The 15,163-nt window shown below is 70.3% G+C and carries 14 protein-coding genes; 10 read left to right on the top strand and 4 right to left on the bottom strand.

Going from position 1 to position 15,163, the window contains the following annotated elements; translation table 11 throughout:
- Positions 1 to 96 precede the first annotated feature (96 nt).
- The 4 genes from KYK13_RS38025 to KYK13_RS38010 all read left to right on the top strand — a co-directional run bounded on the left by KYK13_RS38025 (position 97) and on the right by KYK13_RS38010 (position 3,006).
- The gene (locus KYK13_RS38025) at positions 97 to 1,677 is read left to right on the top strand and encodes an ATP-binding protein (RefSeq protein WP_223640222.1); all 1,581 of its coding nucleotides are present in this window, start codon (positions 97 to 99) and stop codon (positions 1,675 to 1,677) included.
- Between the two features lie 63 nt (positions 1,678 to 1,740).
- The gene (locus tag KYK13_RS38020; protein ID WP_223640220.1) at positions 1,741 to 2,115 is read left to right on the top strand and encodes a response regulator; all 375 of its coding nucleotides are present in this window, start codon (positions 1,741 to 1,743) and stop codon (positions 2,113 to 2,115) included.
- Positions 2,115 to 2,360 (top strand): hypothetical protein, encoded by a 246-nt coding sequence (locus KYK13_RS38015; protein ID WP_223640217.1) that lies wholly within the window; start codon positions 2,115 to 2,117, stop codon positions 2,358 to 2,360. The genes KYK13_RS38020 and KYK13_RS38015 overlap by 1 nt, the downstream gene beginning before the upstream one ends.
- Before the next feature lie 7 nt (positions 2,361 to 2,367).
- Positions 2,368 to 3,006 (top strand): diguanylate cyclase, encoded by a 639-nt coding sequence (locus KYK13_RS38010; RefSeq protein WP_223646948.1) that lies wholly within the window; start codon positions 2,368 to 2,370, stop codon positions 3,004 to 3,006.
- A 10-nt stretch (positions 3,007 to 3,016) separates the two neighbouring features.
- On the opposite strand, the gene KYK13_RS38005 is transcribed toward KYK13_RS38010, so the two are convergent.
- Positions 3,017 to 4,591 carry an LVIVD repeat-containing protein gene (locus tag KYK13_RS38005; RefSeq protein WP_223640214.1) on the bottom strand — a complete coding sequence of 525 codons (1,575 nt, stop codon included), beginning with the start codon at positions 4,589 to 4,591 and terminating at the stop codon, positions 3,017 to 3,019.
- Between the two features lie 133 nt (positions 4,592 to 4,724).
- Here KYK13_RS38005 and KYK13_RS38000 point away from each other — a divergent pair, with 133 nt between their 5' ends.
- The 4 genes from KYK13_RS38000 to KYK13_RS37985 all read left to right on the top strand — a co-directional run bounded on the left by KYK13_RS38000 (position 4,725) and on the right by KYK13_RS37985 (position 9,048).
- Entirely contained in the window at positions 4,725 to 5,819 is a 1,095-nt protein-coding gene (locus KYK13_RS38000) for an AAA family ATPase (RefSeq protein ID WP_223640211.1), read from the top strand.
- Positions 5,816 to 6,712 (top strand): tRNA pseudouridine(55) synthase TruB, encoded by an 897-nt coding sequence (gene truB, locus KYK13_RS37995; RefSeq protein WP_223640208.1) that lies wholly within the window; start codon positions 5,816 to 5,818, stop codon positions 6,710 to 6,712. The genes KYK13_RS38000 and truB overlap by 4 nt, the downstream gene beginning before the upstream one ends.
- A 12-nt stretch (positions 6,713 to 6,724) precedes the next feature.
- Positions 6,725 to 7,321 carry a GNAT family N-acetyltransferase gene (locus KYK13_RS37990; protein ID WP_223640205.1) on the top strand — a complete coding sequence of 199 codons (597 nt, stop codon included), beginning with the start codon at positions 6,725 to 6,727 and terminating at the stop codon, positions 7,319 to 7,321.
- Between the two features lie 209 nt (positions 7,322 to 7,530).
- The gene (locus KYK13_RS37985) at positions 7,531 to 9,048 is read left to right on the top strand and encodes a hypothetical protein (RefSeq protein ID WP_223640203.1); all 1,518 of its coding nucleotides are present in this window, start codon (positions 7,531 to 7,533) and stop codon (positions 9,046 to 9,048) included.
- Positions 9,049 to 9,140: 92 nt separating this feature from the next.
- Here KYK13_RS37985 and tkt read toward each other — a convergent pair whose 3' ends face one another.
- The 3 genes from tkt to KYK13_RS37970 all read right to left on the bottom strand — a co-directional run bounded on the left by tkt (position 9,141) and on the right by KYK13_RS37970 (position 13,371).
- A complete protein-coding gene (gene tkt, locus KYK13_RS37980; RefSeq protein WP_223640201.1) occupies positions 9,141 to 11,198 on the bottom strand; it encodes a transketolase in 2,058 nt (685 codons plus the stop codon).
- A gap of 108 nt (positions 11,199 to 11,306) precedes the next feature.
- Positions 11,307 to 12,512 (bottom strand): VWA domain-containing protein, encoded by a 1,206-nt coding sequence (locus KYK13_RS37975; RefSeq protein ID WP_223640199.1) that lies wholly within the window; start codon positions 12,510 to 12,512, stop codon positions 11,307 to 11,309.
- Positions 12,513 to 12,522: 10 nt separating this feature from the next.
- Complete coding sequence (locus tag KYK13_RS37970; RefSeq protein ID WP_223640197.1) at positions 12,523 to 13,371, bottom strand: MoxR family ATPase; 849 nt, start codon at positions 13,369 to 13,371, stop codon at positions 12,523 to 12,525.
- Positions 13,372 to 13,443: 72 nt separating this feature from the next.
- On the opposite strand from KYK13_RS37970, the gene KYK13_RS37965 reads away from it, so the two are divergent.
- Entirely contained in the window at positions 13,444 to 14,106 is a 663-nt protein-coding gene (locus KYK13_RS37965) for a vegetative protein (protein ID WP_223640195.1), read from the top strand.
- Between the two features lie 122 nt (positions 14,107 to 14,228).
- Positions 14,229 to 14,762, top strand: a complete 534-nt coding sequence (locus tag KYK13_RS37960) for a hypothetical protein (protein ID WP_223640193.1) — start codon at positions 14,229 to 14,231, stop codon at positions 14,760 to 14,762.
- The last annotated feature ends 401 nt before the right edge of the window (positions 14,763 to 15,163 follow it).

Genomic DNA, 15,163 nt, shown 5'->3' with positions numbered 1-15,163 from the left:
TGCCCGCCTGTCCTCCGCACCCGGGGCCTGGGCCTGGCCTTCGCGCGGGCCCCTCTCCCCAATGGCAGACACATGGGGTAGCACAGGGGGTACGCCATGCTTGCTCCCTCGACGCCGGCGGATGAGTCGCGGCGCCTCCAGGCGCTGCGTTCGCTGTGTCTGCTGGACACGCCTGCCCAGGAACGCTTCGACCGCATCGTGCGCACGGCGTCGCACCTGTTCCGCATGCCCATCGCGCTCGTCACCCTCGTTGACGAGGACCGCCAGTGGTTCAAGGCCCGCCACGGCCTGGACGTCACCGAGACGCCGCGCGAGTCGTCGTTCTCCGGCCACGCCATCCTCACCCCCACCACCTTCGTGGTGCCGGACGCGCTGAAGGACCCGCGCTTCCACGACAACCCCTTCGTGCTGGGCGCGCCCTTCGTCCGCTTCTACGCGGGCCACCCGCTGCGCGCCGTGGACGGCAGCCGCGTGGGCACGCTGTGCCTCATCGACTCGCACCCCCGCGACTTCTCCGACGCGGACCGCGCCGCGCTCGCGGGGCTGGCCGCCTGGGCGGAAGGGGAGCTCAACGCCATGGACGAGCGCGCGGCCCGCACGGCGCTGGAGCAGCAGGAGCGCTTCTTCGAGGTCTCCGTGGACATGCTCTGCATCGCCGCCATGGACGGCACCTTCCTGCGCCTGTCCCGCGCCTGGAGCCGCACCCTGGGCTTCAGCGAGGCGGAGCTCTACAGCGCGTCCCTGGTGGACCTGGCCCTGGAGGAGGACCGCGCCGCCACCTCGCGGCACCTCGCCCGCGCCCGGGAGGGCCTGCCCGTCCTCCAGTTCGAGCACCGCGCCCGCTGCCGCGACGGCTCCTGGCGCTGGCTCCAGTGGAACGCCGTGCCGGACCCGGAGGAGGGGCTGCTCTACGCCGTCGCCCGCGACGTCACCCAGGCCCGCCGGCTGGAGGAGGAGCGCCAGCGCGTGGAGCGGATGAAGAACGAGTTCATCTCCACCGTGAGCCACGAGCTGCGCACGCCGCTCACCTCCATCCGCGGCTCGCTGGGCCTGCTCAACGGCGGCATCGTGGGCCCGTTGGATCCGCAGGTGGAGGAGATGGTGAACATCGCCCACCGGAACAGCGAACGGCTGCTGCGGCTCATCAACGACATCCTGGACCTGGAGAAGGTGGAGTCCGGCCGGCTGGACCTGAAGCTGGTGCCCACGGACGTGGCCCCGCTGCTCACCCAGGCGCTCCTGGCCCACCAGGGCTACGCGGCCGAGTACGGCGTGCGCCTGGAGGCCGTGGTGGACATCCCCGACGCCCGCGCCCGCGTGGACGAGGACCGCTTCATCCAGGTGCTGGCCAACCTCCTGTCCAATGCCATCAAGTTCTCCCCCCAGGGCGAGCGCGTCACCCTGTCCCTCACCCGCGAGGACGGCGCCCTGCGCGTGGGCGTGCAGGACCACGGCCCGGGCATCCCGGAGGCCTTCCAGGCCCACGTCTTCCAGAAGTTCGCCCAGGCGGACGCGTCCGACACCCGCAAGCGCCCCGGCACCGGCCTGGGGCTGAGCATCGCGCACGGGCTGGTGGCCCGCATGGGGGGCACCCTGCGCTTCACCACCTCCCCCTCCACCGGCACCCGCTTCTCCTTCGACTTGCCCGAGTGCGAACCCGGGCCCGAGGCCGCCTGACAGCCAGTTCGCCCCGGCTTGCGAAGCACGAGCCAGAAACCCCAGCCCGGAGCACTCCCTCCCATGGCGAAAATCGAGAAGGTCCTGCTCGTGGACGACGAGGACGACATCCGCACCATCGGACAGTTGAGCCTGAGCCGTGTGGGCGGCTGGAAGGCGGTGCTCGCGTCCTCCGGCGCGGAGGCCCTGGAGAAGGCGGGCCAGGAGTGCCCCGACGTCATCCTCCTGGACGTGATGATGCCCGGCATGGACGGGCCCACCACCTTCAGCCGGCTGCGCGCCCAGCCCGCCACCGCGAACACGCCCATCATCTTCATGACCGCCAAGGTCCAGAAGCAGGAGGTGGCGCGCTACCTGGAGCTGGGCGCGGTGGGCGTCATCGGCAAGCCGTTCGACCCCATGACCCTGCCGCAGGAAGTCCGCCGCCTGGTGCCGTGATGGAACCCCGCCTGTCCAGGCGCTCCGCCGCGCTGGCCGCTGGCGCACGGATGCTCCTCCTGTGCGCCCTGTTCATCCTGGGCCGCCCGGGCTCCACCGCCGACCACGACCGCTACCGCACCCAGCTGCGGCAACCGCGCGTGGCCACGTCGGAGCTGGAGCAGGACGTGCTGCGCCAGCGCCTGGGCATGGCGCCGCTGCACGGCACCTCCGACCAGGACTTCGACGCGCTGGAGAACGCCTAACGGCCTCCTGGACGCGCTCGCGCAGCGCCGCCCGGACCTGCTGCTGTTGGACGTGCGGATGCCCGGGCCCAGCGGGTTCGACCTGTGCCGCATCCCGCGCCTGACGCCGGAGTGGCAGGCGCTGCCCGGCCTGCTCATCACCGCGCAGGTGGGGCTGGAGCTCCGCCTGGCCGCGTTCCAGGCCGGCGCGGATGCACCTGGCCAAGCCCGTGCTGAAGGAGGAGCTGCGCGCCCGCGTGCGCGCGCGCCTGGAGCGGGCACGGCTGTCGCGCGAGCGCACGGAGCGAGACGCGCTCACCGGCCTGTTGCTGCGCTGTCCCTTCGTGGCGGCGGTGGGCTGGGACGGCTGCTGGGCGCGCGCTTCCGCCGCGAGGACCTGCGCGCCCGCTGGGGTGGCGAGGAGTTCGTCGTCGCGCTCCCGGGGGTGTCCGCGGAGAGCGCGAAGGAGCTCCTCTCCCGCACGGCGGAGGAGCTGGCGGGGATGTCCTTCGAGAGCGACGAGGGCGAGTCCCTCCACGTCACCTTCAGCGCCGGACTCGCGGTGGCGCCGAAGGACGGCACCACCCTGGACGAGCTGCTGCGCGTCGCCGACGCCCGGCTCTACCGGGCGAAGGAGAACGGCCGCGACCGCATCGAAGCGGAGTGACGGCGGGGCTTCACGGCTCCGCCAGCACCAGCAGGCCGCGCGACAGGTCCACGACGTACACGTACCCATCGCCCGGCACGCGGATGCCGGTGGCCCCCTGGTAGAGGCTGTTGGTGCTGCGCGGGTGGGCCTCCTGGAACGAGTCGAAGGCCGCCACCTCCTTCGGGTGCTCGGGGGTGGACACGTCGAAGACGCGCACGCCCTCGTGGTACCAGGCGACGTAGAGCCGCGTGCCCTTCAGCACCATGTTGTGGATGGACGTCTGCGGGCGCTTGCGCACCTCGCCGATGAGGCGGATTTTCGCCGGATCGGTGACGTCCAGCACGCGCAGGTGCGCGCCCGGGCGCTCGCCGCCCTCGAAGGCGATGGTGCGCCCGTTGATGGTGCCCACCGCGTTCGCGTGGCTGAATTGGCCGTCGAAGACGTACTTGCCCAGCACGGACGTCATGTCCGAGCGCTTCACGTCCATGACCACGTAGCCGCCGGTCGTATGGTTGATGTACAGCCGGTCCTGGTAGGCGAACGCGTCGTGCGGGTAGTTGCTCCCTGCCTGAGCGGTCACGGTGATGCGGCTGAGCAGATAGGGGTTCAGCGGCGAGTCCACGTTGAACATGAGCGTCTCGCCGTTGGGGGACGGGGACATGGCGTACAGCCGGATCCCGTCAACGAACACGGTGTGCACGTTGAGGGAGCCGCCGGGCAGCGCTCGCACGTACTGGGGGTTCGCCGGGTCGGTGATGTCGTAGAGGATGACGCCGGAGTTGCTGCTGGCGATGTAGAGCGCATCGCCCCGGGCCCAGACGCCGTTCCAATAGTTGTCGTTGGGCAGGCTCACGGAGGTGACGAAGAGCGGGTGGACCGGATCCTTCACGTTGAAGACGCTCAGGCCACCGGGCGCGTCGCCTCGGGGCAGGGACACCACGTACGCGTGCCCCTTGGTGACGTAGACGTCCACCGGGTCGCCCACCGGAACGGTGGTCTCGGAGACGAGGCGCATGGGCTGCGCACCCGTGGCCGCTTCGTGGGCCAGGTTCATCCGCCGGGCATCGAAGGTGCCTGAGTACTCCGGCACGCCGTTGGTGCAGCGCACGAAGCAGCCGGTGACGCGGCCCGGCTCCGGCACGCGGCAGCCGGCGAGCGCGTACAACTGATGCTCGTTGTTGGAGGTGATGAACTGCCCGGTGAGGAAGAACCCCTGGGGGCCCACCTGCTGGTACACGGGGGCGCCGCCCAGGAACCTGGGGTTCGTGTCCAGGCGGAAGCCCGCGCTGAACGCGCTCAGGGAGTTGTAGCGGAAGAGGGCCTGGTAGACGCCGGACGGCTCCAGGGCGCCCACCGCGTCCAGGTCACAGCCCGCGAGGGGGAAGCTGGCCGGGTCGGTGCAGTTCGCCCGAGGGGACGCATAGCTCGAGTCCATGCAGGGCTCGTTGGGAACCACGTCGATGTAGTCGGTGAGCTCGACCAGAGGCTTCGGATCCGGCGTGCCCGCGTCTGGCACGGGAGGGGAGTCGGAGTCGCTACAGCCGGACAGGGACAGGACGCAGGCGAACAGGCCCGTGCCCAGGAGGCGAAGGGAAGGCGTCATGGGATGGATGCTCCTGCGGAGGGCGTCGCGGTCCTCGGCCGACGCGAAGCCCAGGGAAGTCTAGCGCACGGACCGGAGCGGGCGCGCAAGCCCACCGGAAGCTCCTCGGGCCGGATAGTCTGGCGCGCGCACCATGCCCCTCACGCGTCTGGACATCGCAGGCTACCGCTCCGTACGTCAGCTCCACCTGGAGCTGGGGCCGGTGACCGTGGTGGTGGGGCCCAACGGCAGCGGCAAGACGAACCTGTACCGCGCGCTGTACCTGCTCGCGGCGGCGGCGGATGGGAGACTCGCGCGCACGCTGGCGGAGGAGGGCGGCACCCCGAGCGTGATGTGGGCCGGCCCCCGCGACCCCAGGAAGCCGGTGCGCCTGCGCGTGACGGTGGACCTGGACGACCTCACCTACGAATTGCAATGCGGCATCGTGCCCGGGCCGCCCCCGCCAACGATGTTCACCCTGGATCCGGAGGTGAAGGAGGAACACCTCTGGGCGCACTCCGGAGGCCGGCGTCTGGTGTTGATGGAGCGCAAGGACCGCACGGCCTTCATTCGCGACGCGGACGGCAAGCGCGTCACGTTCCCCACGGAGCTGTGGGGCGCGGAGTCGGTGATGGCTCAGCTCTCCGAACCGCACCGCTTCCCCAGACTGGGCGAGGTCCAGCGCACGTTGAGCGCGTGGCGCTTCTACCACCACTTCCGCACGGATCCGGACGCGCTGCCCCGGCACCCGCAGGTGGGCGTGCGCACGCCGGTGCTCGCGTCGGACGGGCGAGACCTCGCCGCGGCGCTCCAGACCCTCTGGGAGATTGGCGATGACCGCGCCCTGGAGCAGGGCATCGACGATGCCTTTCCCGGGGCAAGGCTGGAGATTCGAGCGGAGGAAGGCCGCTTCAGCCTCTTCCTGCACATGCCCGGCCTGTCGAGGCCCATGGCCGCGCCGGAGCTGTCGGACGGAACGCTGCGCTACCTGTGCCTGCTGGCGGCGCTGCTCAGTCCGAGGCCGCCGCCGCTCCTCGCGCTGAACGAGCCGGAGACCAGCCTGCACCCGGACCTGCTGGAGCCCCTGGGGCGGCTCATCGTGCGAGCCTCGGAGGACAGCCAGGTCTGGGTGACGACGCACGCGGAGAGCCTCGCGCGAGTCATCGCCGACAAGACCGGCACCTCGCCCGTGTACCTAGAGAAAGAGCAGGGCGCGACGACGGTGAAGCGCGACGGGAACGACGAATGACGCCCGGCCTCTACCTCACGCACAAGCCCGTGGGCGCCACCAGCTTCACCACCGTCCGTGCCTTCCAGGAGGAAGCGCAGGCAACGCGCCCCGGCCGCCGCACGGCGCTGTGCCACGGCGGCACGTTGGATCCGTTCGCGGAAGGACTGCTGCTGATGCTGGTGGGCCCGGCCACGCACCTCTTCGAACACCTGCACGCCGCGCCCAAGGTCTACGAGGCCCGGGTGGAATGGGGCACGGAGACGGACACCGGTGACCTGCACGGCCGTCCGATACATCAGGGAGACGCGGCCGCGCTCACCCCCGAGCGCCTCGAAGAAGCACTGCGCCCCTTCCTCGGCTGGTCGGATCAGGTGCCCCCCGCCACCAGCGCGAAGAAGCTCGGAGGCGAGCCCGCCTACCGCAAGGCCCACCGGGGTGAAGCCGTGGACCTGCCTCCGTCGCGCGTGTACCTGCACACCGCGCGCTGGCTTTCGCACCACCTGCCCACCGCCAGCGTCCTGGAAATCACCTGCCGCGGCGGCTACTACGTCCGCTCCCTGGCCCGCGATTTGGGACGTGCACTCGGCTGCGGCGCGCACCTCTCCACGCTGAAGCGCACGGCCATTGGCCCCTGGAAGGACCCCGGTCACGGCGCGCGCATCGAGCTGCACGGCCGGGACCTGCTCCCCTGGACGCCCTCGCGCCCGCTCACGGATCAAGACGTGGGCGCCCTGCGCCAGGGCCAGTCCATCCCCGCCACGCCGCTCCAGCCCCCGGACTGGCGCCTGCCCGGGGGCTACCCGGAACCCACCGGCCCGGTGCGGGGCTTCCATCAGGGGAAGCTGACCTTCCTGCTCACCATGCGGGACGGAGCCCTCTGGCCCGAGACAGAGCTGCGCGGCGGAGTCTAGAACGGGCGGCCCATGGCCCCTCCCGACCTGAAGACCGTCGAGCTCACCCCGGAGCTCTGGCCCGACCTCGAGAAGCTCTTCGGACCCAACGGCGCCTGCGGCGGCTGCTGGTGCATGTTCTGGCGCATCCCGGAGGGCGAGCGCTACGACGACGTGCGAGGCCCCGAGGCGAAGCGCCGCTTCAAGGCCCTGGTCGCGAGCGGCGAGGCCAGGGGCATCCTCGCCTACGCGGACGGCGAACCCGTGGGCTGGGCCACCTTCGGCCCGCGCCGCTCCTTCTCGCGCCTGGACCGCGCCCCCAGCCTCACCTGCGATGACGCGGACACCGTCACCTCCGTGCCCTGCTTCTTCATCCACCGGAACTGGCGCAACCAGGGCGTGGCCACCGCGCTGCTCGCCGCCGTGGAGGCCGTGGTGCGCCGCGAGGGCCCCGCCACCCTCGAAGGCTATCCGGTGAAACCGCCCCAGGGCTCGGCGCGCGTCAGCAACGCCATGGCCTACACGGGCACGCTCCCGTTCTTCCTCAAGCGGGGCTACGTCCACGTCGCGGACCGCCCCGCCGGCAAGCAGCGCGTGCGCAAGGCGCTCAAGCCCGCGCGCAGGAAGTGATGCCTCCGGTCACCACCCCGGGGGGTGGGGGAGATGATGACTGTCATCACCGCTGGTGACTGTTGTCACCACCCCGGTTTTCGCGTCATCGCCGCGTAACCCGTTGAAGTCATTCAGGGTGTGCCGGCTCGGGGGGCTGGCACGACGCGAGCAATAGGTCCCGGCATGACCGCTTCCGCAACGGAAGCCGCTCCACCCGGAGATCGAAAATGACCATCCACAAGTCCGCTTCCCCCGCCATCGCCCACGCCCTCCACAACAAGTCGGCTCTCGGGAACAAGGAGCTCGCCGTCCTGCGCGGCCCCACGTCCCCGGCGAAGCAGGCCGCGGAGATGAAGGCCACCCTCAACAACATGAAGTCGCAGATGGAGGGCCTGAAGGCGCAGCTCCAGGACCTGAAGTCGCGGCAGGCGCACCACGGCGACGGCTTCTCCACGCACCACGGCCACGGCTGCTTCGGCCCCCGGCGCGACAACTGGCAGCCCAAGGACCTGGGCGCCATGGTGGAGATGAACAAGCTGAACCAGACCTCCGGCCCCATCGGCGCCGACCAGTTCGCGGACAGCATCGAGGCCGCCGTCGGAGACCTGGACGGCCAGGCCGCCTCCAGCGAGTACCGCGCCGTCGCGGACTGGGCCGCCAACAACCGCGAGCGCCTCACCCCGGAGGCCCGCAAGGTGATGGACATCTACAGCAAGTACGCGGCGCTCTCCCAGGCGCGCGGCGAGTCCGGCATCCCCCAGGGCGACTTCAAGAAGATGCTCGCGGAGATGCGCGACGTGGGGGACGCCAGCGCGAAGAAGGCGCTCGCCCACCTGGACAGCAAGACCCACGGCGGCACGGTGTCCGGCCAGGACATGGCCCGCGCCATCAGGAACGGCACCGCGGATCACGACGGCCAGGCCGGCGGCGCGGAGCTGAAGGAGTTCGAGAAGTGGGCCGCCAGGAACCAGAGCCGCCTGTCCCCGGAGGCCAAGGAGGTCCTGGACGTCTACCGCAAGCACACGAAGGCGGCGCAGGCGCAGGGCCGCACCGGCCTCACCGACGCGGAGACCGCCGCCATGAACCGCGAGCTGCGCCAGGTGGGCGCCGGTGACGTGAGCGCCCGCAAGGCCACGGAGGCGCTCGACAAGCAGAACGGCCCCATCTCCGGCGAGGACCTCACCCAGGCCATCAAGGAGGGCATCTCCGACACGGACGGCCACTCCACCACCTCCGAGCTGCGGGAGTTCGAGAAGTGGGCCGCCAGGAACGAGAGCCGCCTCACGCCCGAGGCCCGGGAGGTCCTGAAGACCTACCAGCACGCCGCGAGGAAGGCCGGCCCCGAGGGCATGACCCAGAAGGAGACCGAGGCCATGTTCAAGAAGATGGAGGGCTTCAAGACCTTCCACGACAGCTCCATGCGCGACGCGCTGGAGGGCCTGGACGCCAAGCAGGGCCCCATCTCCGGCAGCGACCTGACCGCCGCCATCGAGAAGGGCGCGGGCGACCTGGACGGCAACGCGGCCGGCACCGAGTTCACCGACACGATGAAGTGGGCGCGCATGAACTACGACCGCCTCACGCCGGAGGCGAAGAAGGTGGTGGACACCTACGAGAAGTACGCCACCCGCGCGCAGGCCCACGGCTCCACGGGCATCGACCAGAAGGACTTCAACCGGATGATCAACGAGATGAAGTTCATCAGCACCCCGCGCCCCACGCGCTCCATGTTCTACGCGGCCTGAGCCGGGAAACGGGGGGAGTCGCGGAAGCAGGGGGGAGAGGTGCCCCGGACCTTCGGGGGAGGGTCCGGGGCCCTTCATTTTCTACAGGCGCGTCAGTGCTTCTTCGCCTTGGCGATGGTGGCGTGCGCCTCCTTCACCACGTTCTCCACGGTGAAGCCGAACTTCTGCTGCAGCGCCTTGATGGGGGCGGACGCGCCGAAGCTGCGCATGCCGATGACGCTGCCCGTGTGGCCCACCCAGCGCTCCCAGCCGAACGCCGCGCCCTTCTCCACCGCGACGCGCGCCTTCACGCTCGGGGGCAGCACGCGGTCCTGGTACTCCTGGGGCTGCTGCTCGAACAGCTCCCACGACGGCATGCTCACCACGCGCGCCTTCACGCCCTCGGCCTTGAGCTTCTCCGCGGCCTCCACCACCAGCGCCACCTCCGTGCCCGTGCCGATGAGGATGACGTCCGGCGTGCCGCCCTCCGCCTCCAGCAGCGTGTACGCGCCCTGGGCCACGCCGGACGCGGGCGCGAACTTCGTGCGGTCCAGCGTGGGCACCGGCTGACGCGACAGCACCAGCACCACCGGGTGGTGCTGCTGCTGCGCGATGTAGCGCCACGCCTCGGTCACCTCGTTCGCATCGCCGGGGCGCAGCACGATGTTGCCCGGCACCGCGCGCAGGGACATCAGCTGCTCCACCGGCTGGTGCGTGGGGCCGTCCTCGCCCAGGCCAATGGAGTCGTGCGTGAAGATGTGGATGGACGGAATCTCCATCAGCGACGACAGGCGCATGGCGGGCCGCTCGTAGTCACTGAAGATGAGGAACGTGGCGCCGTAGCCGCGCACGTGGCTCAGGTTGAGCCCGTTGACGATGGAGCCCATCGCGTGCTCGCGCACGCCGAAGTGGATGTTGCGCCCCGAGTACTCGCCCGGCTTCATGGACGTGGACGCGGAGATGTACGTCTTCGTGGAGGGGTTCAGGTCCGCGGAGCCGCCCACCAGCCACGGGTAGTTCTTCGCCAGCGCGTTGAGCACCTTGCCGCCGGACTCACGCGTGGCCATGCCCTTCGGGTCCGCGGGGAACACCGGCAGCTCCTTGTCCCAGCCCTCGGGCAGCTCGCGCTTGAGCAGCGCGTCCAGCTCGCGAGCCAGCTCCGGGTGCTGCTTGCGGTAGTCCGCGAGCGACTTCTCCCACGCGGCGTGCAGCGCCTTGCCGCGAGCGCCCAGGCGCTCCTGGAAGCGCTCGCGCACGCCGTCGGGGACCAGGAACTGCGCGTCCTCGGGCCAGCCGTAGGCCTTCTTGGTGGCCTTGATTTCGTCCGCGCCCAGGGGCTCGCCGTGGGCGCTGGCGGAGCCCTGCTTCTTGGGCGAGCCGTAGCCGATGAACGAGTTGACGATGATCAGCGTGGGCTTGCCGCGCTCGTCCTTGAAGGACTTGTAGGCCCTGGACAGCGCGTCCAGGTCGTTGGCGTCGGTGACCTTGAGCACGCGCCAGCCGTAGCCCTCGAAGCGGCGGCCCACGTCCTCGGTGAAGGCCAGGTCGGTGCTGCCGTCGATGGAGATGTGGTTGCTGTCGTAGATCCAGCACAGGTTGGGCAGCTGGAGGTGGCCCGCGAGCGACGCGGCCTCGGACGCCACGCCCTCCATCATGTCGCCGTCGCCGCAGAGGGCGTAGACGTCATGGGTGAACAGGTCGAAGCCCGGCTTGTTGAAGTGGCTGCCCAGCCACTTGCTGGCAATGGCCATGCCCACGCTGTTGGACACGCCCGCGCCCAGGGGGCCGGTGGTGGTCTCCACGCCGGTGGTCCAGTGGTACTCCGGGTGGCCCGGCGTGGCGGAGTCCAGCTGGCGGAAGTTGCGGATGTCGTCCAGGGACACGGCCGGCACGTCCAGCACCCTGGCGTCCTTCACGCGCTTCACGCCCGCCAGGTGCAGCAGGCTGTAGAGCAGCATGGACGCGTGGCCGTTGGACAGGATGAAGCGGTCGCGGTCCGGCCAGTTCGGCGTGGCCGGGTCGTACCTCAGCTCCTGCTGCCACAGCTGGTAGGCCACGGGCGCCAGCGCCATGGGCGCGCCCGGGTGGCCGGAATGAGCCTTCTCCACCGCGTCCATGGACAGCGTGCGGATGGTGTTGATTGCCTGGGTATCGATCTTCTCGGTCGTCATGCGGCCTCCCGCGCAGGACTGCGTCGCGGGCGCACCATGCCGTAACTGGGGCCTCCGCGCCGCACCAAACGCGCCCGTCCGTCGACGGGCGCACGCCCATTCCGGGAATTACCGCCGAGCCGTCGCGCCCCGGGGCGTCTTCCCTCGGGTCAGGTGGTTCACCGCCTCACCCAGCCCCTCCACGGTGAGGGCGAACATGGGGAATACATTGGCGATGACCGCGATGGTCCCCGTGCGCCACGACCCGCGAGGCTCCGGGTTGAGCCACACGTTGCGCTCGAAGTGCTGCGCCAGTTGCATCAGCCACGTCAGGCCCTCCAGCCCCTCCTGCCGGTACTGGCCATTCGCGTCCGTGCGGATGCCCAGCTCATACGGGGCCATGGACGCATCGCCCACCATCACCAGCTTGTGATGCCGTCCCACCTGCGCGGTGAGCTCCGGCACGGTGATGCCGCCCGTCAGCTGCGGCGTGGCGTACAGCTTCCCGTAGACGCAGTTGTGGAAGTAGTAGGTGCGCAGCTCCTTGAAGTGCGTGGCCTGGCTGGCGACGCTGAACAGCCGGCTCACCAGGTGCGCGTAGGGATCCATGGATCCGCCCACGTCCATGCACAACACCACGCGCGTGTTGGGCCGGCGCGGCGGACGCGTCACCACCTCCAGCTCGCCCGCGTTCTTCGCGGTGGCGGCGATGCTCTCTTCGATGTCCAGCTCCTCCGCCACGCCCTCGCGCGCGAAGGCCCGCAGCTTGCGCAGCGCCACCGCCATCTGCCGGGTGTCCAGCACCAGGTCATCGCGGTAGCCCGCGTACTTGCGCGCGCCGGCCTGCCACAACGCCTGACCCTGACGGCCCCCGGTGCCGCCAATGCGCACGCCCTGCCGCGCCATGCCGCTGTTGCCAAAGGCAGACGCGCCGCCCGTGCCCACCCAGCGCGTGCCGCCGTCGTGGCGCTCGGTCTGCTCCTTCAGCCGCTCCTCCAGCTGCCGCCGCAGCTCCTCCGGATCCCACTGCTCCAGGAGCGCCAGCTCCTCCGGGCTCAGGTCGGTGCGCTCCTTCGCCTCCTCCAGCCAGGACAGCAGCTCCTCGGTGAGCTTCAGCGCGTCGGAAGCCACGCCCTGGAAGTGCGCGAGGAACGCCTGGTCAAAGGCATCCAGCTGCGCCTCCGAGTGCACCAGGAGCGCGCGCGCCACGTGGTAGAACCCATCCAGGCTGCTGTCATGCAGCCCGGCCTTCAGCGCCCCGGCCAGGGCGAGCGCCTCCTGAGCGCCCACCTTCACCCCGCGCCTTCGCAGCTCGTAGAAGAACGGCAGGAACATGGCGTGTCCCTTACGCGCGCGTCCGCCGGCCGCGTCCGAAGGCTTCCGCCACCGCCACCAGGTCCTGCTCCTTCTTGAGCAGCGCGCCCAGGAACGGCAGCTGTTCGTCCAGCTTCAGCTCCATCACCCCGTTGGCCTTGAGCACTGAAATCCAGTCGACGAGCTCGCTGGTGGAGGGCCGCTTGCGCAGCCGTGTCATCGCGCGCAGCTCGTAGAAGACCTTCAGCGCCTGGTCCGCCAGCGCTGCGTCCAGCCCCGGGTGGTGCACGTCCACGATGCGCTGCATGAGGTCGCGGTCCGGGAAGTCGATGAAGTGGAACACGCACCGGCGCAGGAACGCGTCAGGCAATTCCTTCTCGTTGTTGCTGGTGATGAGCACCACGGGGCGGTGCTTCGCCACCACCTCGTCGTTCGTCTCGGAGATGCGGAAGCGCATCCGGTCCAGCTCGTGGAGCAGGTCGTTGGGGAACTCCAGGTCCGCCTTGTCCACCTCGTCGATGAGCAACACCACCCGCTCCGGCGACGCGAACGCCTCGCCCAGCGGCCCCAGGCGGATGTATTTCCGGATGTCTCGCACGTCCCCGTCCCCGAAGCGCGAGTCATACAGCCGCTGCACGGTGTCGTAGACATACAAGCCATCCTGCGCGCGCGTGGTGCTCTTCACGTGCCAGGTGAGCAGCTTCAATCCCAGACCCTGGGCAATCGCTTCCGCCAGCAGCGTCTTGCCGGTGCCGGGCTCGCCCTTGACCAGCAGCGGCCGCTCGAGCGTCAGCGCGCAGTTGACGGCCGCCTGCAGGCCCTCGCTCGTGAGGTAGGAGTCAGTGCCGCGGAAGCGAACGGAAGGGGGAACCGGAGTCATGATGGGTTCCTTTAACATCCCGGGGAATGTTTCCATCCCTCGCCGGGCGGATGGGTGTATATCCTGCCCCACATGGCCCCACTTTCCCTTGAGACCGAACTGCGCGAGATGGTCCGTCGCGAGTTGCAACTGCAACTGGCTCCCGTTCAGAAGGCCGTCGCCCGGATGGCCCATGGGCTGGATGCCCTGGACGACCTGCGGGAGATGATTGAACGGCTCGCGCCGCTCTCCAGCCGCCTGGGGGCCGTGGCGGGCGTGCGCACGCCCACGCTCGCGCCGGAGCCGGTCCGCCGCCGTCCGGGCCGTCCGCCGAAGGCTGCTCCCGCCGTGAAGGCGCCGGCCGCGAAGGCCGCGCCCGCCGCGAAGGCCGCGCCCGTCGCGAAGCCGGCCGCCGCGCCCGCCGCGAAGTCCCCGGGCCGTCCGCCGAAGGCCGCCGCCGAGGAAGGTCAGGCCTGCGCCGTCATCGGGTGCAAGCGCCAGAGCCGCTCCAAGGGCTACTGCTCTGCGCACTACCAGAAGCTGCGCCTGCTCATCCGCACCGGCCGCCGCCCGGAGGCGTGGGTGGATGGCGCGAAGCCGCAGTCGGTCCCGGACGTCACGCTGCCGCGGGGCCGCGCGGGAAGCCAGGCGCTGAAGGAGGCCGCGAAGCCGGTCCCCGCGCCCGCGGCGCCGCCCAAGCCCAAGGCCTGGGTGCGCAAGAAGGGCTCCGGTGGCGGCATGGTGTCGCTGACCTGACGGGGGACGTCGGCCGTGCGTCTCCCCGCGTGACGGGTCGCTCCGAGCGGCCCGGCGTGCGTCCGACACGCGCTGCTTCCTTCCATTGACATGCGGGCCGTGGAGGTGTGAATCCCGGCCCCATGAGCGAGCAATATCCAGTCACCGTCGCGGTCCGCCGTCCCGACGGTTCGGTGGAGCAGGTTCGGGTGGGAACGGCGTATCGGAACGGCGACGGCTTCACGCTGCAGTTGGGTGAGCTGTCCATGAGCGCCACGCCCGTCGCGGCGTCGGCCCCGGCGTACCGCCGCCCCGCGTCCTCGGGCGCCCCGTCCGGTGGCGGCGGTGGTGGTGGCGGCGACGGCATGCTCCTGCCCAACTACGGCCGCAGCAAGGGCGCCCCCGTCTACGGCGCCAGCCTCCAGGACCTGGAGTTCTACGCCAACGGCGCGCGCCGCTCCCTGGCGGACCCCAGCAAGTCGCGCTGGCACGACAAGGAGCGCCAGCTCCTGGCCGCCATCGAGGCGGAGATTGCCCGGCAGCGCGGCGAGGGCGGCGGTGGCGAGCCCCCCTCGCGCGGCGGTGGTGGTGGCCGGGGCGGTGGCTACGGCTTCGGCAACCCGCCGGACGACGGCGACATCCCGCCTCCCGGCGACGACGACAACATCCCCTTCTGAGGGGAGCCGCGGGCCCCGCGACAAGAATAATCGGTCGCGGGCGATCCATTCGGGCCCGCCCGGGTCAATGGAAAGAGGGCCCGGCCCGGCCAGCGGGAAATCTGATGTTCCGCGCTCTCCGTAGTGGGGGCGCGGCCCCTGGCCGACGCGAGGGTGATTGACGGTGTCGAGCCAAGGGCAGACACAGTGGGTGGGTTGGAATTCGCTGAAAGTGAATTGACACGTCGCGTGTGATTCATTCCACGTCGATAGCGTCACTTTTGAAGCATTCCGCATCCCACGGATTTCACAGGCATTGGGGGCTCTTCTGTCCTGGCGTGCACTTCACGGGTGACGCGTCCACGAACAGGAACTCCGTCTTTCCAAGGGCTTAGGAAGTGGCCTGGAACGTGCTCTATGCA

It is taken from the genome of Corallococcus sp. EGB, from assembly GCF_019968905.1.
Lineage (GTDB): Bacteria > Myxococcota > Myxococcia > Myxococcales > Myxococcaceae > Corallococcus.
The sequence above is the reverse complement of the archived record's forward strand: the minus strand, read 5'-3'. Positions and strand labels throughout refer to the sequence as shown.

Excerpts from the sequence above, each read along its gene's own strand:
- KYK13_RS38025 (WP_223640222.1), top strand. The coding sequence starts at position 97 with ATGCTTGCTCCCTCGACGCCGGCGGATGAGTCGCGGCGCCTCCAGGCG.
- KYK13_RS38020 (WP_223640220.1), top strand. The coding sequence starts at position 1,741 with ATGGCGAAAATCGAGAAGGTCCTGCTCGTGGACGACGAGGACGACATC.
- KYK13_RS38015 (WP_223640217.1), top strand. The coding sequence starts at position 2,115 with ATGGAACCCCGCCTGTCCAGGCGCTCCGCCGCGCTGGCCGCTGGCGCA.
- KYK13_RS38005 (WP_223640214.1), bottom strand. The coding sequence starts at position 4,591 with ATGACGCCTTCCCTTCGCCTCCTGGGCACGGGCCTGTTCGCCTGCGTC.
- KYK13_RS38000 (WP_223640211.1), top strand. The coding sequence starts at position 4,725 with ATGCCCCTCACGCGTCTGGACATCGCAGGCTACCGCTCCGTACGTCAG.
- truB (WP_223640208.1), top strand. The coding sequence starts at position 5,816 with ATGACGCCCGGCCTCTACCTCACGCACAAGCCCGTGGGCGCCACCAGC.
- KYK13_RS37990 (WP_223640205.1), top strand. The coding sequence starts at position 6,725 with ATGGCCCCTCCCGACCTGAAGACCGTCGAGCTCACCCCGGAGCTCTGG.
- KYK13_RS37985 (WP_223640203.1), top strand. The coding sequence starts at position 7,531 with ATGACCATCCACAAGTCCGCTTCCCCCGCCATCGCCCACGCCCTCCAC.
- tkt (WP_223640201.1), bottom strand. The coding sequence starts at position 11,198 with ATGACGACCGAGAAGATCGATACCCAGGCAATCAACACCATCCGCACG.
- KYK13_RS37975 (WP_223640199.1), bottom strand. The coding sequence starts at position 12,512 with ATGTTCCTGCCGTTCTTCTACGAGCTGCGAAGGCGCGGGGTGAAGGTG.
- KYK13_RS37970 (WP_223640197.1), bottom strand. The coding sequence starts at position 13,371 with ATGACTCCGGTTCCCCCTTCCGTTCGCTTCCGCGGCACTGACTCCTAC.
- KYK13_RS37965 (WP_223640195.1), top strand. The coding sequence starts at position 13,444 with ATGGCCCCACTTTCCCTTGAGACCGAACTGCGCGAGATGGTCCGTCGC.
- KYK13_RS37960 (WP_223640193.1), top strand. The coding sequence starts at position 14,229 with ATGAGCGAGCAATATCCAGTCACCGTCGCGGTCCGCCGTCCCGACGGT.